Here is a 20715-nt window from a genome sequence, read left to right on the forward strand (position 1 = left end):
AATGCAAATCCTATTTGTTGCATAGGAATCACATTTTTTGTGAAGTTTTTCATATTATTACTATGCGCAAAAAAGGAAGTTCAAATTCGAACTTCCTTTTCTTTATCGGCAAATATCAATTTTTTTTTGATACAGCCCCTTCTAATTTTATTTGATTTATAAATATTAAACATAAAAAGTTAATTGTTAATGTTTCAATATTTAATTATTTGAATTTTTGTGGAAATTGCTTAATTATACCATCAACAAGTATATCAGCGAACATAATCATGTGATCTTCACCTTTATCAAATGCAATAATATCTGAGCTCCAATCCCCATTTAATCTAGTTACAGCTTGAGCTGTAACAAACTCTAGATGCTTATGTAGCATATCTTTTAGAGTTTGATTTGAGTAGTTAGGGTTAGCAGAACTTAAAAAGTCAGCTATTTGATCAGCATTTTCATACCATAATTTATTATATTTTTCTAAATCATCTTTCTTTCCGTTTTTAGCTGCATCAACAACTTGACCTGCAAGTTCTATATGTTCTCTCAATAAAGTGGCAAGTTTATCTCCGGCTTCTTCACCATAATATGGTTTAATTGATGAACCGATATCATCTTGATTTTTAAGAAGTCTTTCTAATACAGGACCTTTATCCTCAAGTGAGTCTAAGTCACTTACAATAAAGCTTCTAGTCCATAAAACATAGTCTATCCAAAGTTTCCTTTCTGCCATTCTTAACTCACATGTAGCTTTATTATAGGGTATATCTTTAGATTCTCTATCTTCTAAAGCTTGAACTTTAGTTGGTGATAAGATTAAAGATAATAAAAATAGTGAAAATAATGTGTTTATTAATAATTTTTTCATTAATATATACTCCTTTAATAATTAGATTTCAATTTTAGTTTTTTTAAAGTTGAATAGAAGTATACATAATTAATATATATTTTTTATTTAATTAGAGCTTATATATAATGAGGGGTGCAAATAATATAAAATAGGATACTATTTTAATTTAGCATCTAATTCATTTGATATTGCTAAGTTATAAATATAAGCATTATTTACTTCATTTATAAAGTCAATTTTCTTTTCCTCTGTAAGATTAATATCAGCTAACATTTTGTGATATTTCATAACATATCCTCTTAAATCAGTAATTTCAGGGAATCGATAGTAGTTTAATCCTTCAGCAGATATATTATAGCTTGTACTTAATAGAGATAAGAATGTTCTACCACCAAATAAGTCAGCTAAAAATCTTGTATAAGCATAAGCTACAACAAGCTCAGGGCTTTTTTCTGATAACTCTTCAATTTTAGCAACACAAGCTTCAGTAGAAGCAAGAAGTTTCATTGAATCTAGCTTATCACCTAAAAGGAATTCTAAATCCTTTCTCATAAGTTCAGAACGATATAATTCTTTAGTAACAAAAGGTTTAACTATTTCATTATTTTCATTTTTATCTAAAGCTACTTCAATTGCTCTATACATTCTTTCTAAGTTAAAGATATATTCAGCATATCCTTCAACAGAAGCAGTTCCATCCATTAATTTTTTTATATATCCTGTATTTTCTGCTGCACTATGTAATAGTGAAGTCTTTTCTTTAATATCCATCATAAATTTCATTTCTATCACCTCGAGTATATTATATTATTATTTAATTGATAATATATATCATTAGATAATAATTATCAATATCATAACTGATGAAAAAGATTAATTCTGATTAAAATAGTCTGATATACTCGTGATTTCTCTTAAATTCTTAGTATTTTCTATTGGGTTACATAACTTAACAATTAGTATAAGTTTTAAGCGTGAATACTGAGTAAAAAATTATATTTAGAATAATTTAAATATTAGGTAAAATATATACATAATATCTAGAGTGAAATATATACTTATGTGTGAAGATAGGAGTTAAAAATGATAAAACCTGAGGTAATTAAATATTTTAGTGAAAAAGAAATGAGAATATATGATTATATAAATAAAAATAGCGATAAATTTCCTTATATGACAATAAGAGAAGTAGCTGATGAAGTATCAGTATCAACAACGACTATATTAAATTTTATCAAGAAGATAGGATATCCTAATTATAGTAGTTTTAAATATGCATATAAGGTAAAGGAAAAGAAAGAAAAAAGCAAAGAGAATAAGTATGATTTTAAGGAAGTCATAAAATGTTTAGATAAATTTGATTCAACATTTTATAAAGATAAATTTGAATGCGCCATTAATATTTTAAGAAATAGTGATAATGTTATATTCATAGGGATAGGGAATTCAGGTATTATAGCTCAATATGGAGCAAGGTTATTTTCAAGTATTGGGAAGTTTTCGTTAGCTATAAATGACCCATATCTAAGAGTTGGTTATTTAGGTGCAAGGTCTACTATAATAGTTTTATCAGTATCTGGAGAAACACCAGAAATTATTAGGGAAGTCAAGGAGTTTAAAAAGCTAGGATGTAAGATTATTGTAATAGCTACAACTGAGAATTGTACCCTTTCTAGAATGTCTGATGTTACAATCCCGTATTATATTGAGTCTGTTTATAATGAGTTTATAGATATAACTACCCAAATGCCTGCTATAGGAATAATTGAAAATTTAAGTAGAATATTAAGTAATTAAGACATAGCTAAATAAAAAACGCTATGTTTTTTATTTTTGACAAAAAAACATAAGATGATTACTTTTTATAGAACTCCCAAAGTTATTCAAATTTTATTCACAATTGATATAATTATTTTTGAAATCGATTCAAGTTATAATTAATAATTAATTAATTTTGGTTGGCCAAATATATTTTAAAATCTTTATCAAAGAAAGGATTGAAATAAAATATGATGGAAAAATTCCAAGCATTTATGGAAAAGTATTTCGTTCCATTAGCAACAAAGCTTAATGGACAAAGACACGTTGCTGCTGTACGTGATGCATTTACATTATCATTCCCACTTACAATGGGAGGTTCATTAGTTATATTAATTAACTACGTTTTATTATCACCAGATGGATTCGTTGCAAGTATACTTCACTTAGATAAGTTAATTCCCAATTTAGCAGATTATCAAGCAATATTTACTCCTATTATAAATGGTACTACTAGTATCCTTGCAATTATTATAGCGTTTCTTACAGCTTATGAATTAGCTGGAAACATGGGTGGAGATAAGTTATTATCAGGTATAACATCTCTTTCATGTTACTTTATAATGTATCCAACTGCTCAAGAATTTGTAAATGGTGGTTCAGGTTTAAGCACTACTTACTTTGGAGCACAAGGATTATTCGTTTCTTTATTAGTAGGTTTAGTTGTAGGAGAACTTATAACTAGATTAAGTAAAAATAAAAGATTACGTATTGCGATGCCAGAAATGGTTCCACCAGCTGTATCAAAATCATTTAACTTATTAATACCTATAATAATGGTTTTAGGTTTAGCAGGTTTAGCTAACTTCATATTCTTAAAGGTTACACCAGATGGTATACAAGCACTAGTTTATAATGTAATACAAGCACCATTACAATCTTTAGGAAGCTCAATGGGAACAATCTTAACCTTTGTAGTAGTTCAACAATTATTATGGGTTTTAGGTATCCATGGACCAAATACTTTAAGTGCATTAAGATCAATTATATTCGCAGAACAAGGTCTTATTAATTTAGAATATACAGTAGCAGCTGGGACTGCATGGGGAGCTCCTTATCCAGTAAACTGGGGATCAATAAATGATGCATTTGGTAATATTGGAGGATCTGGTGCAACACTAGGATTAATTTTAGCAATATTCCTTGTAGGTAGAAAAAATAAAGCACAATATGAAATTAGTAAGATGGCACTTGCTCCAGGGTTATTTAATATAAATGAACCAATTATATTTGGATTACCAATAGTTATGAATCCAATTTACGTAATACCATTTATATTAGCACCAGTTGTATGTAATATTATTGGATATTTATGTGTAGCAGTATTTGAAATTATACCACCTGTAGCATATAGTGTTGCATGGACAACACCTGGATTCTTAATACCTTTCTTAGGGTCAGGAGCTAATAACTTCTTATCATTATTAATAGGTATTTTATGTTTAGGGGTAAGTACACTTATTTATATGCCATTCGTAATGGTTAGTGCAAAAGCTGCACAAAAAGATGATGACCTAGAAGTGGAGGAAGTAGTTTAATGGATAAAAATTTCTTATGGGGTGGAGCTGTTGCTGCACACCAACTAGAAGGCGGATATAATGCTGGTGGTAAAGGATTATCTATAGCAGACGTAATGACAGTTGGAGGCAATGGTATTCATAGAAGAATTACAGATGGAGTCGTAGAAGGAGAAATATACCCTAACCATGAAGCAATTGATTTTTATCATCATTATAAAGAAGATGTTGCACTATTTGCAGAAATGGGATTCAAGTGCTTTAGAACTTCAATTTCATGGGCAAGAATATTCCCTAATGGAGATGAATTAGAACCAAATGAAGAAGGGTTAAAATTCTATGATGATTTATTTGATGAATTATTAAAAAATGGAATAAAACCAGTTATTACATTATCTCATTTTGAGATGCCATATAATCTTGTAAAGCAATATGGCGGATTTAGAAATCGTAAATGTATTGATTTCTTTGTTAGATTTGCAAAAGTATGTTTTGAAAGATATAAAGATAAAGTTGAATATTGGATGACATTCAATGAAATAAATAATCAAACTGCAGTTGAAAATGAATTTGGTATATATACTTGTTCTGGAGTTAGATTTAAGGAAGATGATAATCGTGAAGAGCTTATGTATCAAGTTGTTCATCATGAGTTTATAGCAAGTGCTTTAGCAGTTGCTGAAGGTAAAAAGATAAATCCTAACTTTAAAATTGGATGTATGCTAGCATGTGTACCTGTATATCCTTATTCTTGTAATCCAGATGATGTTATGCAAGCAGTAGAGCAAATGCATCAAAGATATATGTTCACAGATGTAATGGTAAGAGGTTACTATCCATCATATACTAAAAAGTTCTGGGAAAAGAATAACTTAAATATTGTTATGGAACCAGGTGATGATGAAATATTAAGAAATGGATGTGTAGATTACATCGGATTCTCATATTATATGTCAGCAACGACTAAAACTGGTGAAGATACAATAATGGCTGGGGTTAAAGGAGCTGTTCAAAATCCTTACATTAAGTCAAGCGATTGGGGTTGGCCAATTGATCCAGTAGGATTAAGATACTCTTTAAATGTTCTTTATGAAAGATATCAAGTACCTCTATTTATAGTTGAAAATGGATTTGGTGCTTATGATAAATTAAGTGAAGATGGAAAATATCATGATGATTATCGTGTAGAATACTTAAGAAAGCATATTGAGCAATTAAAGAAAGCGGTAGATGAAGATGGCGTTGATGTTATTGGATATACTGTTTGGGGATGTATAGATGTTGTTTCTTATGGTACTGGTGAGATGGAAAAACGTTATGGGTTCATTCATGTAGATAAAAACAATAAAGGTGAAGGTACTTTAAGAAGATCTAAAAAGGAATCATTTAATTGGTATAAAAATGTTATAGCTTCAAATGGTGAAGAGCTATAGTATTTAGATAGAAAAGTTGACAAAGGAGTTACCATGAAAGAATTAATATTAAAATTAAAATTTGATAAGCCAAATAATGTAGGATTTTTCAGAAGATTTATATCATATATGATAGATTGGTATATTGGTGGAATACTAACTTCATTACCAATTATTTTAACTTATACAGCTATGAATAATGGCAATATAGGGATTATAGAGCAAAACATAAATATATTTGAATATCCTTTAAATATAATAATTGGACTTGCATCATTCATGGTAGCTGCACTTTACTATGTATATGTACCTATGTTTATAAATAATGGACAAACATTAGGAAAGAAAATAATGAAGTTAAGAATAGTAAATAATGATTATACTCAAGCTTCAAAAAAGCAATTATTTATTAGACAATTTGTTATTATTCTTTTATTAGAAGGAAGTCTTTATACTTCAAGTAATATGTTACATCAAGTAATTAATGAAGTTACTGGAGCAAATATTGTAAGTATATATAATACTATAGGTATAGTTATAACAGTCTTTTCAGCACTACTAGTTATAATGTTTAAGTCAAGAAGAGCTTTGCACGACATTATAATAAATACTAGAGTTGTAACTGAAAATTCACCAGAATTGAGCATAGCATAAAAATTTAAAAATACAAAATATATAAATCAGGGGTTAAGTTTAACGTCTGATTTATATTCTTTTCAGGGTCTTTAAATTAATAATAAAGTAAAAATTATATGTAAATATTGATTATTGAATAGATTGTTTTGTCTAATTTTATAATAGGAAACATAAATATAATAATGAAAATATAATTGGGAGAGGATTAGGGTATGAAGTATTTAGTATTTGATGTTGGAGGTAGTGCTATAAAGTATTCTCTAATGAATGACGAATTAAAAATGTTAGAAAAAGGAAGTGAAAAAACTCCATTAGATTCATTAGAAAATTTTAAGCAAGTCATAAAGGGAATTTATGAAAAATATAAGGGACAGATTGATGGGATAGCAATGTCTTTACCTGGATTAATAAATAGAAAAACTAATAGGATGCAAATTCCTGGTGCACTAGAATATAACTTTGGTGTAGATATATTAAGTGAGCTAAAATCTGTAACTACAGATAGGTTTACAATAGAAAATGATGCAAAATGTGCTGCATTATGTGAAGTAACTTACGGAAGCTTAAAAGGGACAAGTGTAGGTGCTGTATGTATCATTGGTACTGGAATCGGTGGTGGAGTTACCATTGGGGATAATGTTTTAACTGGAAGTAATGGGTTTGCTGGAGAGTTCAGCTATTTTTCAACTAATTGGAGAGATTATGAAGGGTTTAATAGTAAATGGGCGGTTGAAAATAGTGCATTTACATTAGTCTCTATGATTGCGCAAGCGAAAGGGTTAAAGGCTGAAGAGTTAGATGGAATTAAGGCATTTGAATTCTGTAATAATGGTGATAAAGCTGCTTTAAAAGCTCTAAGTGATTATTGTGATATAGTAGCAATGGGACTATGGAATATCCAAGCTACTGTAGATCCAGAAAAAATTGCTATCGGTGGTGGAATAAGTAGACAGCCAATTCTTATGGAGTATATAAATAAATCATTAGAAAAGGTTTATTCAAAAATGCCTATTCCAATTCCTAGAGTACAAATAGTAAATTGTAAATTCTTTAATGATTCTAACTTAATTGGAGCTTTAGCAAACTATAAAAAAGTATATAAATAATATAAATAGCTATATGAAGATTTTTATCAATCTTTGTATAGCTATTTATTTTATTAATCAACTACAGGAAAATACTTCATTTAAAATAATATATTATGTATTTTAATTATAATTTGGTAAAATGAGTATGTTAAATTAGAGCGTATTTTACATAAGTATAAATTTAAGTATGTAGGGGATGAAATAAGTATGAATCTTTTGGAAAAGGTAAAGTCACTTAATGAATTAGAATATTCTATTTATGTACATTTAAATAAGGATAAGAATAAAGTTAAAGATTTAAGGTTAAAAGAGGTAGCAGATGAATTGCATGTATCAGCTTCAATGATTACAAGAGTATGTAAAAAGTTAGGCTTTGATGGATTTAGTGAATATAAACTACATTTAAGATACAATGAAGAAAATAATAGAAAAGTAAAAGATGAAAAGTTAAATTACCTATTAGATTATTTTCAGAGGTCGACTACTGAAAATTCAATATTAGAGATAAAGAAGGTTGCAAATGCTATAGTAAACAGTAACGAAGTATTATTTTTAGGATTAGGCTTATCTTCAGCAATAGCTAAATATGGAGCATTATTATTAAATCGTAAGGGCTTTAGAACAGCATTTGTTGATGATATGAGCTGGCGTGTAGAAAATATTTACGATTCAAAAACATTAGCAATTATTTTGACTGTATCAGGTGAAACTGAAGAAGTTAATAAGGCTATATTGAATTTAAAGACTAGAGATATAAAGATTGTAGTTATTAGCAATAGCGAGATGTCTACAGCTGCAAGTTTAGCAGATTATAGTATAGGGTATTACGTACCAAATAGTAGAGATAAATACTTTCATAATTCAGCAACTCAAGTTCCAGTAATACATATTATCGAAAGTATAAGTGATGAAGTTCAAAATTTAATAAAGTTATAATTGCACTATCAATAGATAAAATATGCAGTTAATTAAAAAAACTAACCTCTTACATCTAATAATTAACCACTTACCTAATTCCAGTTTACAGGAAATTTTAAGGAGAATATAATTAATAGTGTGGAGAGTGAAGAGATGAGAATACGAATTGAAGTTGATGATAGAATTGAAGAAAATGAAATTATCGTCAGATGTAGTGAATTAAATGATGAGGTTAAGAATATACAGAAGTTATTAGCTGAAATATTATCACAAAGTAAGCAAATAATCTTTTATAAGGGAAATACAGAATATTATATTTCTTTAGATGAAATTTTATTTTTTGAAACTGAAGAAAGTAGTATAAGTGCACATACCATTAATGATGTGTATTCAGTAAAGTATAAACTTTATGAATTGGAAGAGATTTTACCAAATAATTTTTTAAGAGTTTCTAAATCAACAATTCTAAATACTAATCATATTTACTCAATAACAAGAAATATAACATCTGCAAGTATAGTGGAATTTCAAAACACACATAAAAAAGTATTCGTATCAAGACATTATTATAAAGTATTACAATTTAAATTATTAGAAAAGAGGAGATAGGATGAAGAGCGATAGAATATTCTGGGGGGTATTTCTTTTACTTGGAGCAGTATTTTTGCTTGTAAGCAAATTAGGATATTTTTCAGATATAAATATTTTTAGTTTACTATTTACAATTTTATTGGTAGCAATAATTATAAAGAGTATTATAAAGCTTAGTTTTCCAGGTATATTATTTCCATTAGCTTTTATAGGAATAATATATGATGACAAGCTTGGAATTACGGCTATTACTCCATGGACAATTTTATTTGTAGCTTTACTTGGAAGTATAGGATTATCATTAATTTTTAATAAAAGACCTAAATGGGATAAAGCTAATTATAAATGGGATGGAAACGCAACAGAGACTATTGATATAGAAGATGAAGGACATATAAAGTTAGAAACATCATTTGGGAGTAGTATAAAGTATATAAATACAGATAAATTTGAATATGCTAATCTTAAGTGTTCCTTTGGAAGTATGAATGTATATTTTGATAATGCTATAATGGAAAAAGAAAATGCAGTGGTTAAGATTGATGTATCTTTTGCTGGAATGCAACTATATATACCAAGAGGATGGAATGTTATAAATAACACAAGTGCTTCTTTTGGAGCTGTTGAAGAGAAAAATAGAATAGATGCAGTCAAAACTAATACATTAACTTTAATAGGTGGTATAAGTTTTGCAGGAGTAGAAATTTTCTATATTTAATTTATTAAAGGCGACAATATTTATTGTCGTTTTTCTTTTTTAATATTTTTAATTTTAAATATACGTAATAGATTATTAAGTAAAAGGATAAACGTTAGATATAAATTAGAGTAATATTAGACGCAATTAATTAATAAAATATTTTAGAAATCGAAAATATGATAAATACCATATTTAATATTTGAAAGAAGGATTATATGATGGATGATTTATTATTTAATGTTTACGAAAGAGCTGAAAAAGGAAACAAAGTAAGAAAAAGAGGAGAAATTCCATGTGTTATTTATGGAGATGAAACACATAAAGCTATATCTGCAAAGATGACAAAAAAAGAGATGTATAGATTATTAGGTTATCCTAAAAATTCAATAATATCTCTAAATTTAAATGGAGATATAAAAACATGTATAGTTAAAGAAACTCAAAAAGATATATATGGGAAAGTTGCTCATATAGATTTTCAAACAATAAGAAAAGGGGAAGTAGTAAAGTTAGGTATACCAATTACTTTTGTAGGACAAGATGCATTAGCAGCTAAGAGTTTATTGCTAGAGACTTTTGTATCAGAAGTAGAATTACAAGGGGAACCAAATAAATTTCCACCACATATAGAGGTAAATGTATCTAATCTACAAGCTGGTAATAGAATTTATATTAGAGATTTACCAATTCCTAAAGACGTAGTAGTAGATGAAAATGAAGACTTAGAAATAGCTAAAATTGATAGTATTATTTATGAGAGTGATTCAGATGACAATAATACTACTACAGTAGAATAAAATAAGTTAGAGCTATTGAATTTATATTTGATAGCTCTAACTTATTTTTTACAATTATTTTATAGCTTTTTTAAATTCTTTATACCCTATTAAAACAACCCAAACATATGCTAATGTTTTTGGTACCATAAGCATTCCAACAAAGAAGTTTTCAGAAGCCCAAAGAACAACTGGTGCATAGAAGGCAAATGATAAGAACACAGCTATACCAAGGTTTTTATAATCTCTATCATTATTTTTAGCTCCATAGCTATATAAAAGATAAATCATAATAATTCCCATAATTGCAAATGGAATATTTCTATATATACCCCAGCTTAAAGGTGGATTATTTATAAACCATTCATTTTGAGGGAATAAGCAAAGTATTATTCTTATAGCAGATAATGCATACATTGTTATATCTAATAATTTTGAATTTTTAATATCAAATCTTATTTTCCAAATCTTATAAAGTATTAAATAAAATATTGTCATAGTAATTGATGTAACTAGTTTTCCGAAGCCTAAAGCAGGTGCATTGTTTTCTAACCCTGTAGTTAGTAAAGCATAAATTCTTGGTATAAGGTGGAATGAATCACCTAATCCTAATATTAATGACATAAAACCGAACATTTTAAAGTATTTATTATCTTTTGATTTTCTTATCATTATTATTCCTAAAGAGATAACGGTAGTTAAATAAACTACATGAAAAATTGGTTCCATAATTGCTTGCATAATTTTATTCTCCTTAATTAGTCCTTTTATTTTGATTGTCAGTTAAGTACCGGCGTCTGATATTAGTTTATTATAGACATATTTATTTAATATAAACTGTATCTTAAATCCATCTTAAATAAATTGGTTTTACGAGAAGAGAAAAGTTTATATGATATAATCTAGAAAATAAAAGGAGTGATATTGATGAATAATATTTTTGAGAAGTTTAAAGTTTTAATAATAGATGATGAAGAAGATATTACTGATATTTTAGATACAGTATTAAAACGTGAGGGTTTTAGTAATATTTACATAGCTAATAATGGAACAGATGGAATAGAGTTATTTAAAAAAGTTAATCCAGATATAGTATTACTAGATATTATGTTACCAGACATAAGTGGATACGATGTTTTTAATGAACTTAGAAAAGATAGTCAGATTCCAATATTATTTATATCAGCAAAGACGGAAGAGGTGGATAGACTTTTAGGCTTCGCTATAGGTGCAGATGATTATATAACTAAACCTTTTAGCGCAAAAGAGGTAGCTTTTAGATTAAAAGCTAGATTAAAAACTTTTGATAATGTAGTTACAAATAAAAATATTAAAGAAAATAAGATAATTAAATTTGGTGATATAGAAATAAATGAGGAAACTGGAGAAGTATATAAAAGTGGAAAGCTTCTCGAGCTTACAGCAAAGGAATTAAAATTGTTAATTTATCTTGTGAATCATCCAAATAGAATTTTAAGCAAAGAAACCATATGCAATGAGGTATGGGGTGAAGATTTCTTTGGATACGATAATACAATTACAGTTCATATAAGAAGACTTAGAAAAAAGATAGAAGATAACCCATCTAAACCTAAATATTTAATAACTGTAATTGGCTTAGGATATAAGCTAGTTATGAAAGGTGAATAATATATGAGAGGAAAGCTTATAATTCATTATTCTGTGTACATCATTTTAGCTTGTGTATTTATAGCCTTTGTAAATATTACTTTTATGGGAATTAATATTTATAAAAAAGGTGGATTATATAATTATCATCCTGAGGAGATGATTTCAGCTTTTAAGGATTATATAGTTTATTCGGAAGATGGAAATATAGAGGTTTCAAATGATGGAATAAATAAATTGATAGAAGAGAACTCAGGAATTCAGATTTTAGACAAAAATAATAGAGAGGTATTTAGTTATAATAAACCTGAAATAGCTCATAGTAATTATTCAAATGTACAACTATTAGAAACATATAATAATGAGGATGTTACTTTGTTTTTAGATGAGAAAGAACTAGAAGGAGAAATATATACTTACTTATTATTTTTAGATCCTTCTAGGGTTAAGCGAATAACTTATTCTTATGATGTTAAGTTGGTAGACGAAGCTCATATGTTTCCTATATTAATTTTATTAAATGTATTTTTAATCTTGGGAATAAGCTTTTTATACACCTTAAGAATAACAAAGCCTATAAATAGAATAGTAAATAAAATATCGAAGCTATCTAAAGGTGGATATAAAATAGATACACCACAGAAGGGAATATATTATGATGTTGAAAAGTGTTTAAGTCAGCTAGCAGGAATATTAACCTTTAATGAAAAGGAAAGAGAAAAACTTGATGAAATGAGAGAGGAATGGATTTCTAACATTTCTCATGATATAAAAACCCCTCTTACATCAATTATAGGAAATGCTGAAATAATGGCAGACACAGAATATGAAATAGATGATAGAATAAGAGAGAAATGTTGTACGACAATAATAAATAAAAGTCAGTATATTAAAACATTGATAGAAGATTTGAATTTATCAACTAGGTTAAAAAATAATACTATAGTTTTAAATAAGAGTAAAATAAATATTGTATCTTTAGTAAGACATGTATTAATTGATATTATAAATGATGAAAAATATAACGATAGTAATATAGGGTTTAATTATTCTGATGAAGAGATAATGCTGGAATTAGATGAAGGATTAATAAAGAGAGTATTTATAAATCTTATAACTAATGCTTTTATTCATAATAGCAATGATGTAAAGGTAAAGATAGATATTCAAAAGCTAGATAGTGGTAATGTTTATATATCCATAGAAGATAATGGTAAAGGTGTATCTGAAGATGAATTAAATAATATTTTTAAAAGATATTATAGAGGAACAAATACAAGTAAAAAGGTAGAAGGTTCAGGTTTAGGAATGGCTATTGCTCATGATATAATTAAAGCTCATGGTGCAGAAATTAAGGCTATAGGAAAATTAGGAGAAGGACTCAAAATAGAGATATTATTTTAGAAAGAAGTAAATAATTTTAAGGTATAACCATTAAATATTACTTAAATATGAATATCTGATAATTGCTTTTTATATAACTATAATATATAATGTAGAAAAGAAAATTTTGGAGGAATATTATGAATACACTTAGTGTTATTAAAACAAATTTAATACATCATCATTACTAGAGACTTGGTCTGTTTAATAAACGGATACAAGTCTATCGCTGTTAGGCTTGTATCTCTGGTAATGATAAATTAAGTGTAATCATAATTTATTGTAAGCCATGTAGGATATATGCCTGCATGGCTTTTTATTATATAAAAATAAATTATTTTAGGAGTGAATAAAATGAAAAAGAATATAATTAAACCAAGCATATTACCAGGATTTATGGAGTTATTACCAAGGGAACAAGAAATTTTTAATGATATAGTAAGTAAAATATCAAAGGTATATGAGATGAATGGATGCCTAGCTATAGATACACCAATAATTGAGAAGGCTGACGTGCTTCTTGCCAAATCAGGTGGAGAGACAGAAAAGCAAGTTTATAGTTTTCAAAAGGGAAAAAACAATTTAGCTTTAAGATTTGATTTGACTGTCCCATTTGCTAGATATGTAGCTCAATATTATAATGATTTGGTTTTTCCTTTTAAAAGATATCAAATAGGAAAGGTTTATAGAGGTGAAAGAAATCAAAAAGGTAGATATAGGGAATTCTATCAATGTGATATTGATGTTATTGGGAAAGAAAAATTAAGTATAAATAATGATGCATGGGTTATAAACTTAGCAGATAAAGCCTTTAAGGAAATAGGTTTATCTAATTATAGATTTCAAATAAGTAATAGAAAAGTATTAAAGGGAATATTAACTGAATTAGAAATAGATAATCAAGCTGATGTAATGATATTAATCGATAAAATAGACAAGATAGGTGAAGAGGTATTTATTAGTGAACTTAAAAATCTTATAGGAATTGAAAAAAGTGAGTATTTAAATAAAATATTAAAACTTGATGGATCAAATGATGAAAAATTAGAAGGACTTTCAAAGCTTGATATAAAAAATGAATATTACAATGAGGGAGTTGAAGAATTAAAAAAGGTTAAATCACTATTAGAAATATTAGGAGTAGATAAAGAAAATTTTGAAATAAATTTAAAGATTATAAGAGGATTGGATTATTATACAGGAACTGTATTTGAAACTATATTATTAGGGAATGAAGGATATGGATCTATATGTTCAGGAGGAAGGTATGATAACTTAGCAGAAAATTATACAGCAAATATATTGCCAGGAGTAGGGATATCAATAGGGCTAACTAGATTGTTTTTTGTATTAAAGGAAATTGGATTTATAGATAAATATAAAATTGAAAATAAACTAGAGTATTTAATAATTCCAATAGGAGATACGATGGAGTATTGCGGAAAAGTATTACAGTATCTACAATCAAAAGGTTATGGTGTAAGTATATATTTCGAAGATGATTCATTAAAGAAAAAGATGAATTATGCTAATAAAATTGGTGTTGAAAATGTAATATTAATTGGAGAAGAAGAAATAGCAAATAATAAAGTAAAAGTAAAGAATATGAAAAGTGGGGATGATATTATAATTAATTATAATTTATTAATATCAGGTTAAATTTTAAAGTATAAATAAAAAGTAAGATAATAGATATATAGATGTTTTTAATAGGGGGATTGGGCTATGAGTAATTATGTGGAGGTAAAAGGAAAAAAATATATATATGAAAAAAACTACAAAGAAAATGAGCGTTTAAGAAAAAGCTTTAATGAATTAGCTAATAGAACATTTGGTATTGATTTTGAACAATGGTATCAAGAAGGTTATTGGGGAGATTCTTATATAACATATTCATTAATAGATAATGGTGAAGTAGTATCAAATGTATCCGTAAGCATTATGGAGTTTGATTTTAAAGGAGAAAAGAAAATCTATATACAAATTGGTACTGTTATGACAGATGAAAGATATAGAAATAAAGGACTTGCTAGATATTTAATGGAGACTGTGATTGAAGAATGGAAGGATAAATGTGATTTAATTTATCTATTTGCTAATGATAGCGCTATTAATTTTTATCCTAAGTTTAATTTTATAGAAGCTTATGAGTATGAATACTCAATAGGTTGCTTCACTATAGACGAAGAAAGCCGTGTTAGAAAGATAAATATGGAAGATAGTAATGATAAGGAGATATTTAAAAACATAATTGAAAATACAGTATTATTTTCACAGTTTGCAGTTCTGAATAATAAGAATTTAGTTATGTTTTACTGTAATTCTTTTATGAAAGAAAATATTTATTATGTAGAGGATTATGATGCCATAGTAATTGCAGAAAAAAGTGATGAGATAATATATATATTAGAGGTGTTTGGAACTAAAAATATTGATTTGGAGAGCATAATTAATAAGATTGTAAATAAGAATACGAAGAAAGTAGTATTAGGTTTTACACCATTTAATACTGTGTTATATGATGAAAAGATATTAAAAGAAGAAGATACTACATTATTTGTAATGAAAGATAAGGATAATCCTTTAGAATTTAACAATATCATGTTCCCAGTATTATCACATGCTTAATTAAAAAAATGACAAATAGTAGATTTATTATGATAATATTTTATAATAGACCTACTATTTTTTTATACATAAATGTTAGCAAGTATTAAAAAGTGCAATAATATTTTAATAAATGATTTTAAAAGTAATGTTTGAAATTAATTAATTTTCAGTTAACATATATAGGTAGTAAGAAAATGGGAAGTATAAATAATAAAGATAAGATATTGAGGAAATATTTATGAGAAAAGGAATAATTGAAAATTTTATATTATTACTCAGATATAATTTAGGAACCTTAATATTATTTGAATTGTTCCATAAAGGTATTGCATTAATTTTGGTACTACCTATTATAAAATATATATTTGAAAGTGCAATGCACAATTCAGGAATGATTTATCTAAGTACAGATAATGTATTTAAGATATTAACAAATCCTATTTCAATATTTTTATTAATCTTGTTGTTACTCATTTTTGGTTTTTATGTCTTTTTTGAATTTACAGCTACAATTATTTGTTTTGATAAATCTATAAGATATGAAAAGATAGGGATATTTAAACTTATTAAACTAGGATTACAAAAATCAGTAAGAATATTAAACATTAAAAATTACTTATTAATGATATTTATTTTATTAATAATTCCATTAACAAATTTAACATTAACATCAGGATTTATTGGAGAGTTGAAGTTACCAGAGTATATACTAGATTTTATAAAGTCTAATAAATTTTTAAATATAGTATATATGGGATTGATGATTATTTTATATATGATTGTTATTCGATGGATTTTTAGTATACATGAAATAACTTTAAATAGAAGTAGTTTTAAAGAAGCAAAAAATGAAAGTAATAGAATAACAAAAGGGAAAACTATAAAAATATTTTTATATTCAGTTGGAACTTTTATAGTTTTTAGCCTTATAGGTTATGGAATTTATTATTTATTGATAATATTAATGGCTATAGTAATTAAGTATTATGGAATAGGTATTGATTTAAAGGAAATATTTATTGCTAAAGCTATATTATTTAAAGATTATTCGATGTTAATCGCATCAATTTCTAGTTTCATACTTAATCTTGCTTTTATATCAGCAATTTATTATAACTATAAAAATTTTGGATTTTATAATAATAAATATAATAAGATTAAGATATCAAGTATAAAAAAGATTATAACAGTACTATTAATAGTTATCCTCATACCTATTGAATCAATGGCGCTTTCAATAAATAGTAATACTTTATTGAATATAGAATTATTTTATAATACTACAGCTACAGCTCATAGAGGTGGTAATGTATCAGCACCAGAAAATACATTAGCTGCATTTAAAGAGGCTATACTTGCTCAAGTTGAGTACATAGAGACTGATGTTCAGGAAACTAAGGATGGAGAACTAATACTTATTCATGATTCAAACTTTAAGAGGACTACAGGGGTAGATAAAAATGTTTGGGAAGTTGATTATGAAGAAGTGAAAAATTATGATGCAGGGAACTATATGAATCTATGTTATACAGGAGCCAAGATACCTACACTTGATGAGGCAATAAAATACGTAAGAGGTAGATGCAAGTTATTAATAGAAATAAAACTTAATGGCCATGAAAGTCCAGATATAATAGACAAGGTTATAAGTGTTATTAAAAAAAATAGAGCCGAAAACCAATGTGTAATAGCTTCTATGGATAAGGAAGTATTAAAAAAGGTAAAAGAGATAGATTCTAATTTCCTTACTTGCTATTTAACGGCTCTTGCATATGGAGATATATATACGTTTGAATATGTTGATATATATGGTATTGAATCAACTTTTATAACTAAGGGTTTAATAAAGAATATTCATGATAAAGGAAAACAAATATTTGTATGGACTGTAAATGACCAAGACATGATGAGCAAAATGATTGATTTAAATGTAGATAGTATAATTACAGATAATCCATTTTTACTTAATGATACTTTATACTCAAAGAAAAATGACTTTATAAAGGTTATAGCTGATTATTTATTTTGATTATAAAGTAAATAAAATTTTTTATATAAATATTAAGTGATTAAATGAATTGAAAATAAACCATTACCATATTATGTAGATGATGCTAGGTTATAAAATTATATTAGAGGAAATTCATTAAGAATTAGATTAAAAGATAGGGTTTGTGAATTAATCACAAACCCTAAAATATTAGGTTGATTATTAGGTTACTTACTAAAAACAAGAAGATAATAATTATTTAGCTAACATAAGCTTACTTACATTAATGATAGGTAAATGAGAAACTCATACTTTAGCTAAATTATTAAAAGATTAATACTAGTTTATCATAAGAAAATTAGTAATTATCGATTTGTCATAATATAGTATATGACATGTATATTAAGGTGTTACAATAAATTTATATTGTAAAGAGAAAAAATAAAATAAAGTAAGACTATAAAATAATAATTGGAATATGTGATTATATCACATAATAGTATTTCATAAAGGTATAAAATAATTAAATAATTTAGGATAAAGTTATAATAAGTAAATAATTGATATATTTAGTAATATAACGTAATATTAATTTTAAATAAGCACAAGAAGTTTAGGAGGAAATTTAATTTTGGGAAATATTAATATCTTTATTGTTTTTATTGAAGGGATATTATCAATCTTTTCACCCTGTATATTACCTATACTACCGATATATTTAAGTATGTTAGCTAATAGCACTGTAAGTGATATGAATGATTCTAAATTTAAAAGTAGTATATTGATAAGAAATACTTTATTTTTTACTTTAGGTATATCTACTACATTTTTCATATTAGGAGCATCAATTAATGCGTTAGGTTCATTATTTAGCACTTATAAATATATAATTATGATTATAGGTGGAATCATAATATTAATTATGGGATTGTTTTATTTAGGAGTTATTAAATCTGAATTTTTAAGTAGAGAAAAAAGATTAAGTGTAAAATATAAGACAATGTCACCTTTAGCTGCTTTTGTATTAGGTTTTACATTTAGTTTTGGATGGACTCCTTGTATTGGACCAATATTAGCATCAGTACTCGTAATGGCATCAACATCAAATAATATTTTAGTAGCTAATTTATTGATATTAGTATATACTCTAGGATTTATTTTACCTTTTCTTATAGTAGCTATATTCTATAGTAAATTAGGAAAATACTTAAATAAAGTTAAGAAACATATGGAAACTATTAAAAAGATAAGCGGTATACTTATTATACTTGCTGGATTAATTATGTTAGTAAATGGTTTTGTTGATGTTAATAAACAATTAAATCCAAAAGATGAAAGTAATATAGAGAATAATAATTATTCAACTGAAGAAAATGCAGGGGAAGAAGAGGATAGACTAGCACCTATAGATTTCACTTTGTATGATAATTATGGAAACAAGCATACTTTAAGTGAGTATAAGGGTAAGACAGTATTCTTAAATTTCTGGGCAACATGGTGTCCTCCATGTAGAGAAGAGATGCCTTATATAGATGAACTATATGAGGAATATAATAAGAATCAAGATGATGTTATAATCTTAGGAGTTGCATCACCTAATTTAGGAAGAGAAGGTTCTCAGGAGAATATAACTGAGTTTTTAGAGAGCAATGGATATAAATTCCCAGTAGTATTTGATGAAAAGGGGTCACTTATGTATGGTTATGGAATGAACTCTTTACCATCAACACTTATAATAGATAAAGAGGGTTATATTACAACATATGTTCCAGGGGCAATGAATAAAGAAACTATGAAGAAGATAATTGAAAGAGATAGATAGAATCAATCTAAATTATTAAAAAAAGAAGTAAAGAAAATTAAGAGTTTAGTATATAGTATTAAATTTAAAAGTAACAAGGATATTTGATAAAACTAAATATCCTTGTTATTTTAGTTAGTGCAGTATTATTTAAAATTACTATTTATAAAGCTTAAAATTATCAAGTAGTCTGCCTTTAGTATTTATTGCAGATACTTCTATAAAATTTTCAGTTATATCAACAACAACAAAATGATAGGTTGCAATAGGAGGAATGATAACACCATCTTTGCTTTTATATTTATCTCGAAGTTTTTCTCCACCTCCACCTGTTATAATTTGATGAATATCATTTTTACCATGAATAATTCTTCTAGAATAATTATGTTCATGAGAAGAAAAAACTATATCAATTTTACATTTATCAACTACGTGCCAAAAGGAATCTCTATAATTAGGATATAAATCTAGGCAATGACCAAGATGAGCACCAGTAGGAAATGCTGGAGAATGAATAACAACTAATTTGTTTTTTATATCTACAGAAGCCACATTTTCAAACCAAGAAAGTTGGTTATCTACAATTTTGTGGATTTCATTAGGATGAAAAGCGTTAAGAATAATAATTCTAGTATTCTCATAATCTACATAATAAGCTGTTTTATTATAATCTTCTAAATAACCACTAGGCTTTAGATCATTATAAATTTTTTTGAATATTTTTTCATAGCTATCATCGGTAGGGTTAATGTTGACTTCATGATTACCGATAACAGGAAGAATTATTTTGTTTGGATGATAACTTTGAACTATTCGTTTAAAATTATTAAATTGGGAAATGAGCTGCTCTTTATTTGAACTACCTGCAATTGAATCACCACACATCACTAGAAAATCAATTTTAGGATTTAATTTTATTGATTGTTCCATTATTGATTTTAAAACTTTAGTATTTACCCCATTATTTTTACCCTTTGAATCACCAAAAACTAAAAAACGCATATAATC

The 20715-nt window shown here is 26.6% G+C and carries 19 protein-coding genes; 15 read left to right on the forward strand and 4 right to left on the reverse strand.

Features of this window, described 5'->3' with window-relative positions:
- Window positions 1-205 precede the first annotated feature (205 nt).
- Window positions 206-856, reverse strand: coding sequence for a glycosyltransferase (locus LQE93_RS09960; RefSeq protein WP_231073373.1), 651 nt, complete (start codon window positions 854-856; stop codon window positions 206-208).
- A 138-nt stretch (window positions 857-994) separates the two neighbouring features.
- Window positions 995-1621 carry a biliverdin-producing heme oxygenase gene (locus LQE93_RS09965; RefSeq protein WP_055267803.1) on the reverse strand — a complete coding sequence of 209 codons (627 nt, stop codon included), beginning with the start codon at window positions 1619-1621 and terminating at the stop codon, window positions 995-997.
- Between the two features lie 300 nt (window positions 1622-1921).
- Here LQE93_RS09965 and LQE93_RS09970 point away from each other — a divergent pair, with 300 nt between their 5' ends.
- The 9 genes from LQE93_RS09970 to LQE93_RS10010 all read left to right on the forward strand — a co-directional run bounded on the left by LQE93_RS09970 (window position 1922) and on the right by LQE93_RS10010 (window position 10315).
- Window positions 1922-2635, forward strand: a complete 714-nt coding sequence (locus LQE93_RS09970) for a MurR/RpiR family transcriptional regulator (RefSeq protein ID WP_186838423.1) — start codon at window positions 1922-1924, stop codon at window positions 2633-2635.
- 212 nt (window positions 2636-2847) lie between these two features.
- Window positions 2848-4194 carry a PTS sugar transporter subunit IIC gene (locus tag LQE93_RS09975; protein WP_207642912.1) on the forward strand — a complete coding sequence of 449 codons (1347 nt, stop codon included), beginning with the start codon at window positions 2848-2850 and terminating at the stop codon, window positions 4192-4194.
- Entirely contained in the window at window positions 4194-5606 is a 1413-nt protein-coding gene (locus LQE93_RS09980; RefSeq protein ID WP_055267799.1) for a 6-phospho-beta-glucosidase, read from the forward strand. The genes LQE93_RS09975 and LQE93_RS09980 overlap by 1 nt, the downstream gene beginning before the upstream one ends.
- Window positions 5607-5639: 33 nt before the next feature.
- Window positions 5640-6239, forward strand: a complete 600-nt coding sequence (locus LQE93_RS09985; RefSeq protein ID WP_231073375.1) for an RDD family protein — start codon at window positions 5640-5642, stop codon at window positions 6237-6239.
- A gap of 194 nt (window positions 6240-6433) precedes the next feature.
- A complete protein-coding gene (locus tag LQE93_RS09990) occupies window positions 6434-7327 on the forward strand; it encodes an ROK family protein (RefSeq protein WP_231073376.1) in 894 nt (297 codons plus the stop codon).
- Between the two features lie 189 nt (window positions 7328-7516).
- Window positions 7517-8245: a MurR/RpiR family transcriptional regulator gene (locus LQE93_RS09995; protein ID WP_055267793.1), complete on the forward strand. Its 729-nt coding sequence runs from the start codon at window positions 7517-7519 to the stop codon at window positions 8243-8245.
- Window positions 8246-8380: 135 nt separating this feature from the next.
- Entirely contained in the window at window positions 8381-8836 is a 456-nt protein-coding gene (locus LQE93_RS10000; RefSeq protein ID WP_186838427.1) for a LytTR family DNA-binding domain-containing protein, read from the forward strand.
- A gap of 1 nt (window position 8837) precedes the next feature.
- Window positions 8838-9536 (forward strand): LiaF transmembrane domain-containing protein, encoded by a 699-nt coding sequence (locus LQE93_RS10005; RefSeq protein ID WP_231073378.1) that lies wholly within the window; start codon window positions 8838-8840, stop codon window positions 9534-9536.
- A 200-nt stretch (window positions 9537-9736) separates the two neighbouring features.
- Window positions 9737-10315, forward strand: coding sequence for a 50S ribosomal protein L25 (locus LQE93_RS10010; RefSeq protein ID WP_231073379.1), 579 nt, complete (start codon window positions 9737-9739; stop codon window positions 10313-10315).
- 54 nt (window positions 10316-10369) lie between these two features.
- On the opposite strand, the gene LQE93_RS10015 is transcribed toward LQE93_RS10010, so the two are convergent.
- Window positions 10370-11035, reverse strand: coding sequence for a hypothetical protein (locus LQE93_RS10015; protein WP_231073383.1), 666 nt, complete (start codon window positions 11033-11035; stop codon window positions 10370-10372).
- 186 nt (window positions 11036-11221) lie between these two features.
- Here LQE93_RS10015 and LQE93_RS10020 point away from each other — a divergent pair, with 186 nt between their 5' ends.
- The 6 genes from LQE93_RS10020 (at window position 11222) to LQE93_RS10045 (ending at window position 19728) form a co-directional block, all read left to right on the forward strand.
- The gene (locus LQE93_RS10020) at window positions 11222-11944 is read left to right on the forward strand and encodes a response regulator transcription factor (protein ID WP_055266358.1); all 723 of its coding nucleotides are present in this window, start codon (window positions 11222-11224) and stop codon (window positions 11942-11944) included.
- Between the two features lie 3 nt (window positions 11945-11947).
- Entirely contained in the window at window positions 11948-13327 is a 1380-nt protein-coding gene (locus LQE93_RS10025) for a sensor histidine kinase (RefSeq protein WP_231073392.1), read from the forward strand.
- Window positions 13328-13660: 333 nt separating this feature from the next.
- Window positions 13661-14965 carry a histidine--tRNA ligase gene (hisS, locus tag LQE93_RS10030; protein WP_231073394.1) on the forward strand — a complete coding sequence of 435 codons (1305 nt, stop codon included), beginning with the start codon at window positions 13661-13663 and terminating at the stop codon, window positions 14963-14965.
- A 66-nt stretch (window positions 14966-15031) separates the two neighbouring features.
- Window positions 15032-15934, forward strand: a complete 903-nt coding sequence (locus LQE93_RS10035; RefSeq protein ID WP_231073407.1) for a GNAT family N-acetyltransferase — start codon at window positions 15032-15034, stop codon at window positions 15932-15934.
- A gap of 220 nt (window positions 15935-16154) precedes the next feature.
- Entirely contained in the window at window positions 16155-17945 is a 1791-nt protein-coding gene (locus tag LQE93_RS10040) for a glycerophosphodiester phosphodiesterase (RefSeq protein WP_231073409.1), read from the forward strand.
- Between the two features lie 592 nt (window positions 17946-18537).
- Complete coding sequence (locus LQE93_RS10045) at window positions 18538-19728, forward strand: cytochrome c biogenesis protein/redoxin (protein WP_231073411.1); 1191 nt, start codon at window positions 18538-18540, stop codon at window positions 19726-19728.
- Between the two features lie 138 nt (window positions 19729-19866).
- On the opposite strand, the gene LQE93_RS10050 is transcribed toward LQE93_RS10045, so the two are convergent.
- Window positions 19867-20709, reverse strand: coding sequence for a metallophosphoesterase family protein (locus LQE93_RS10050; RefSeq protein ID WP_231073413.1), 843 nt, complete (start codon window positions 20707-20709; stop codon window positions 19867-19869).
- Window positions 20710-20715: the final 6 nt, after the last annotated feature.

Source organism: Clostridium sp. NSJ-145 (assembly GCF_021044725.1).
GTDB lineage: Bacteria > Bacillota > Clostridia > Clostridiales > Clostridiaceae > Clostridium > Clostridium disporicum_B.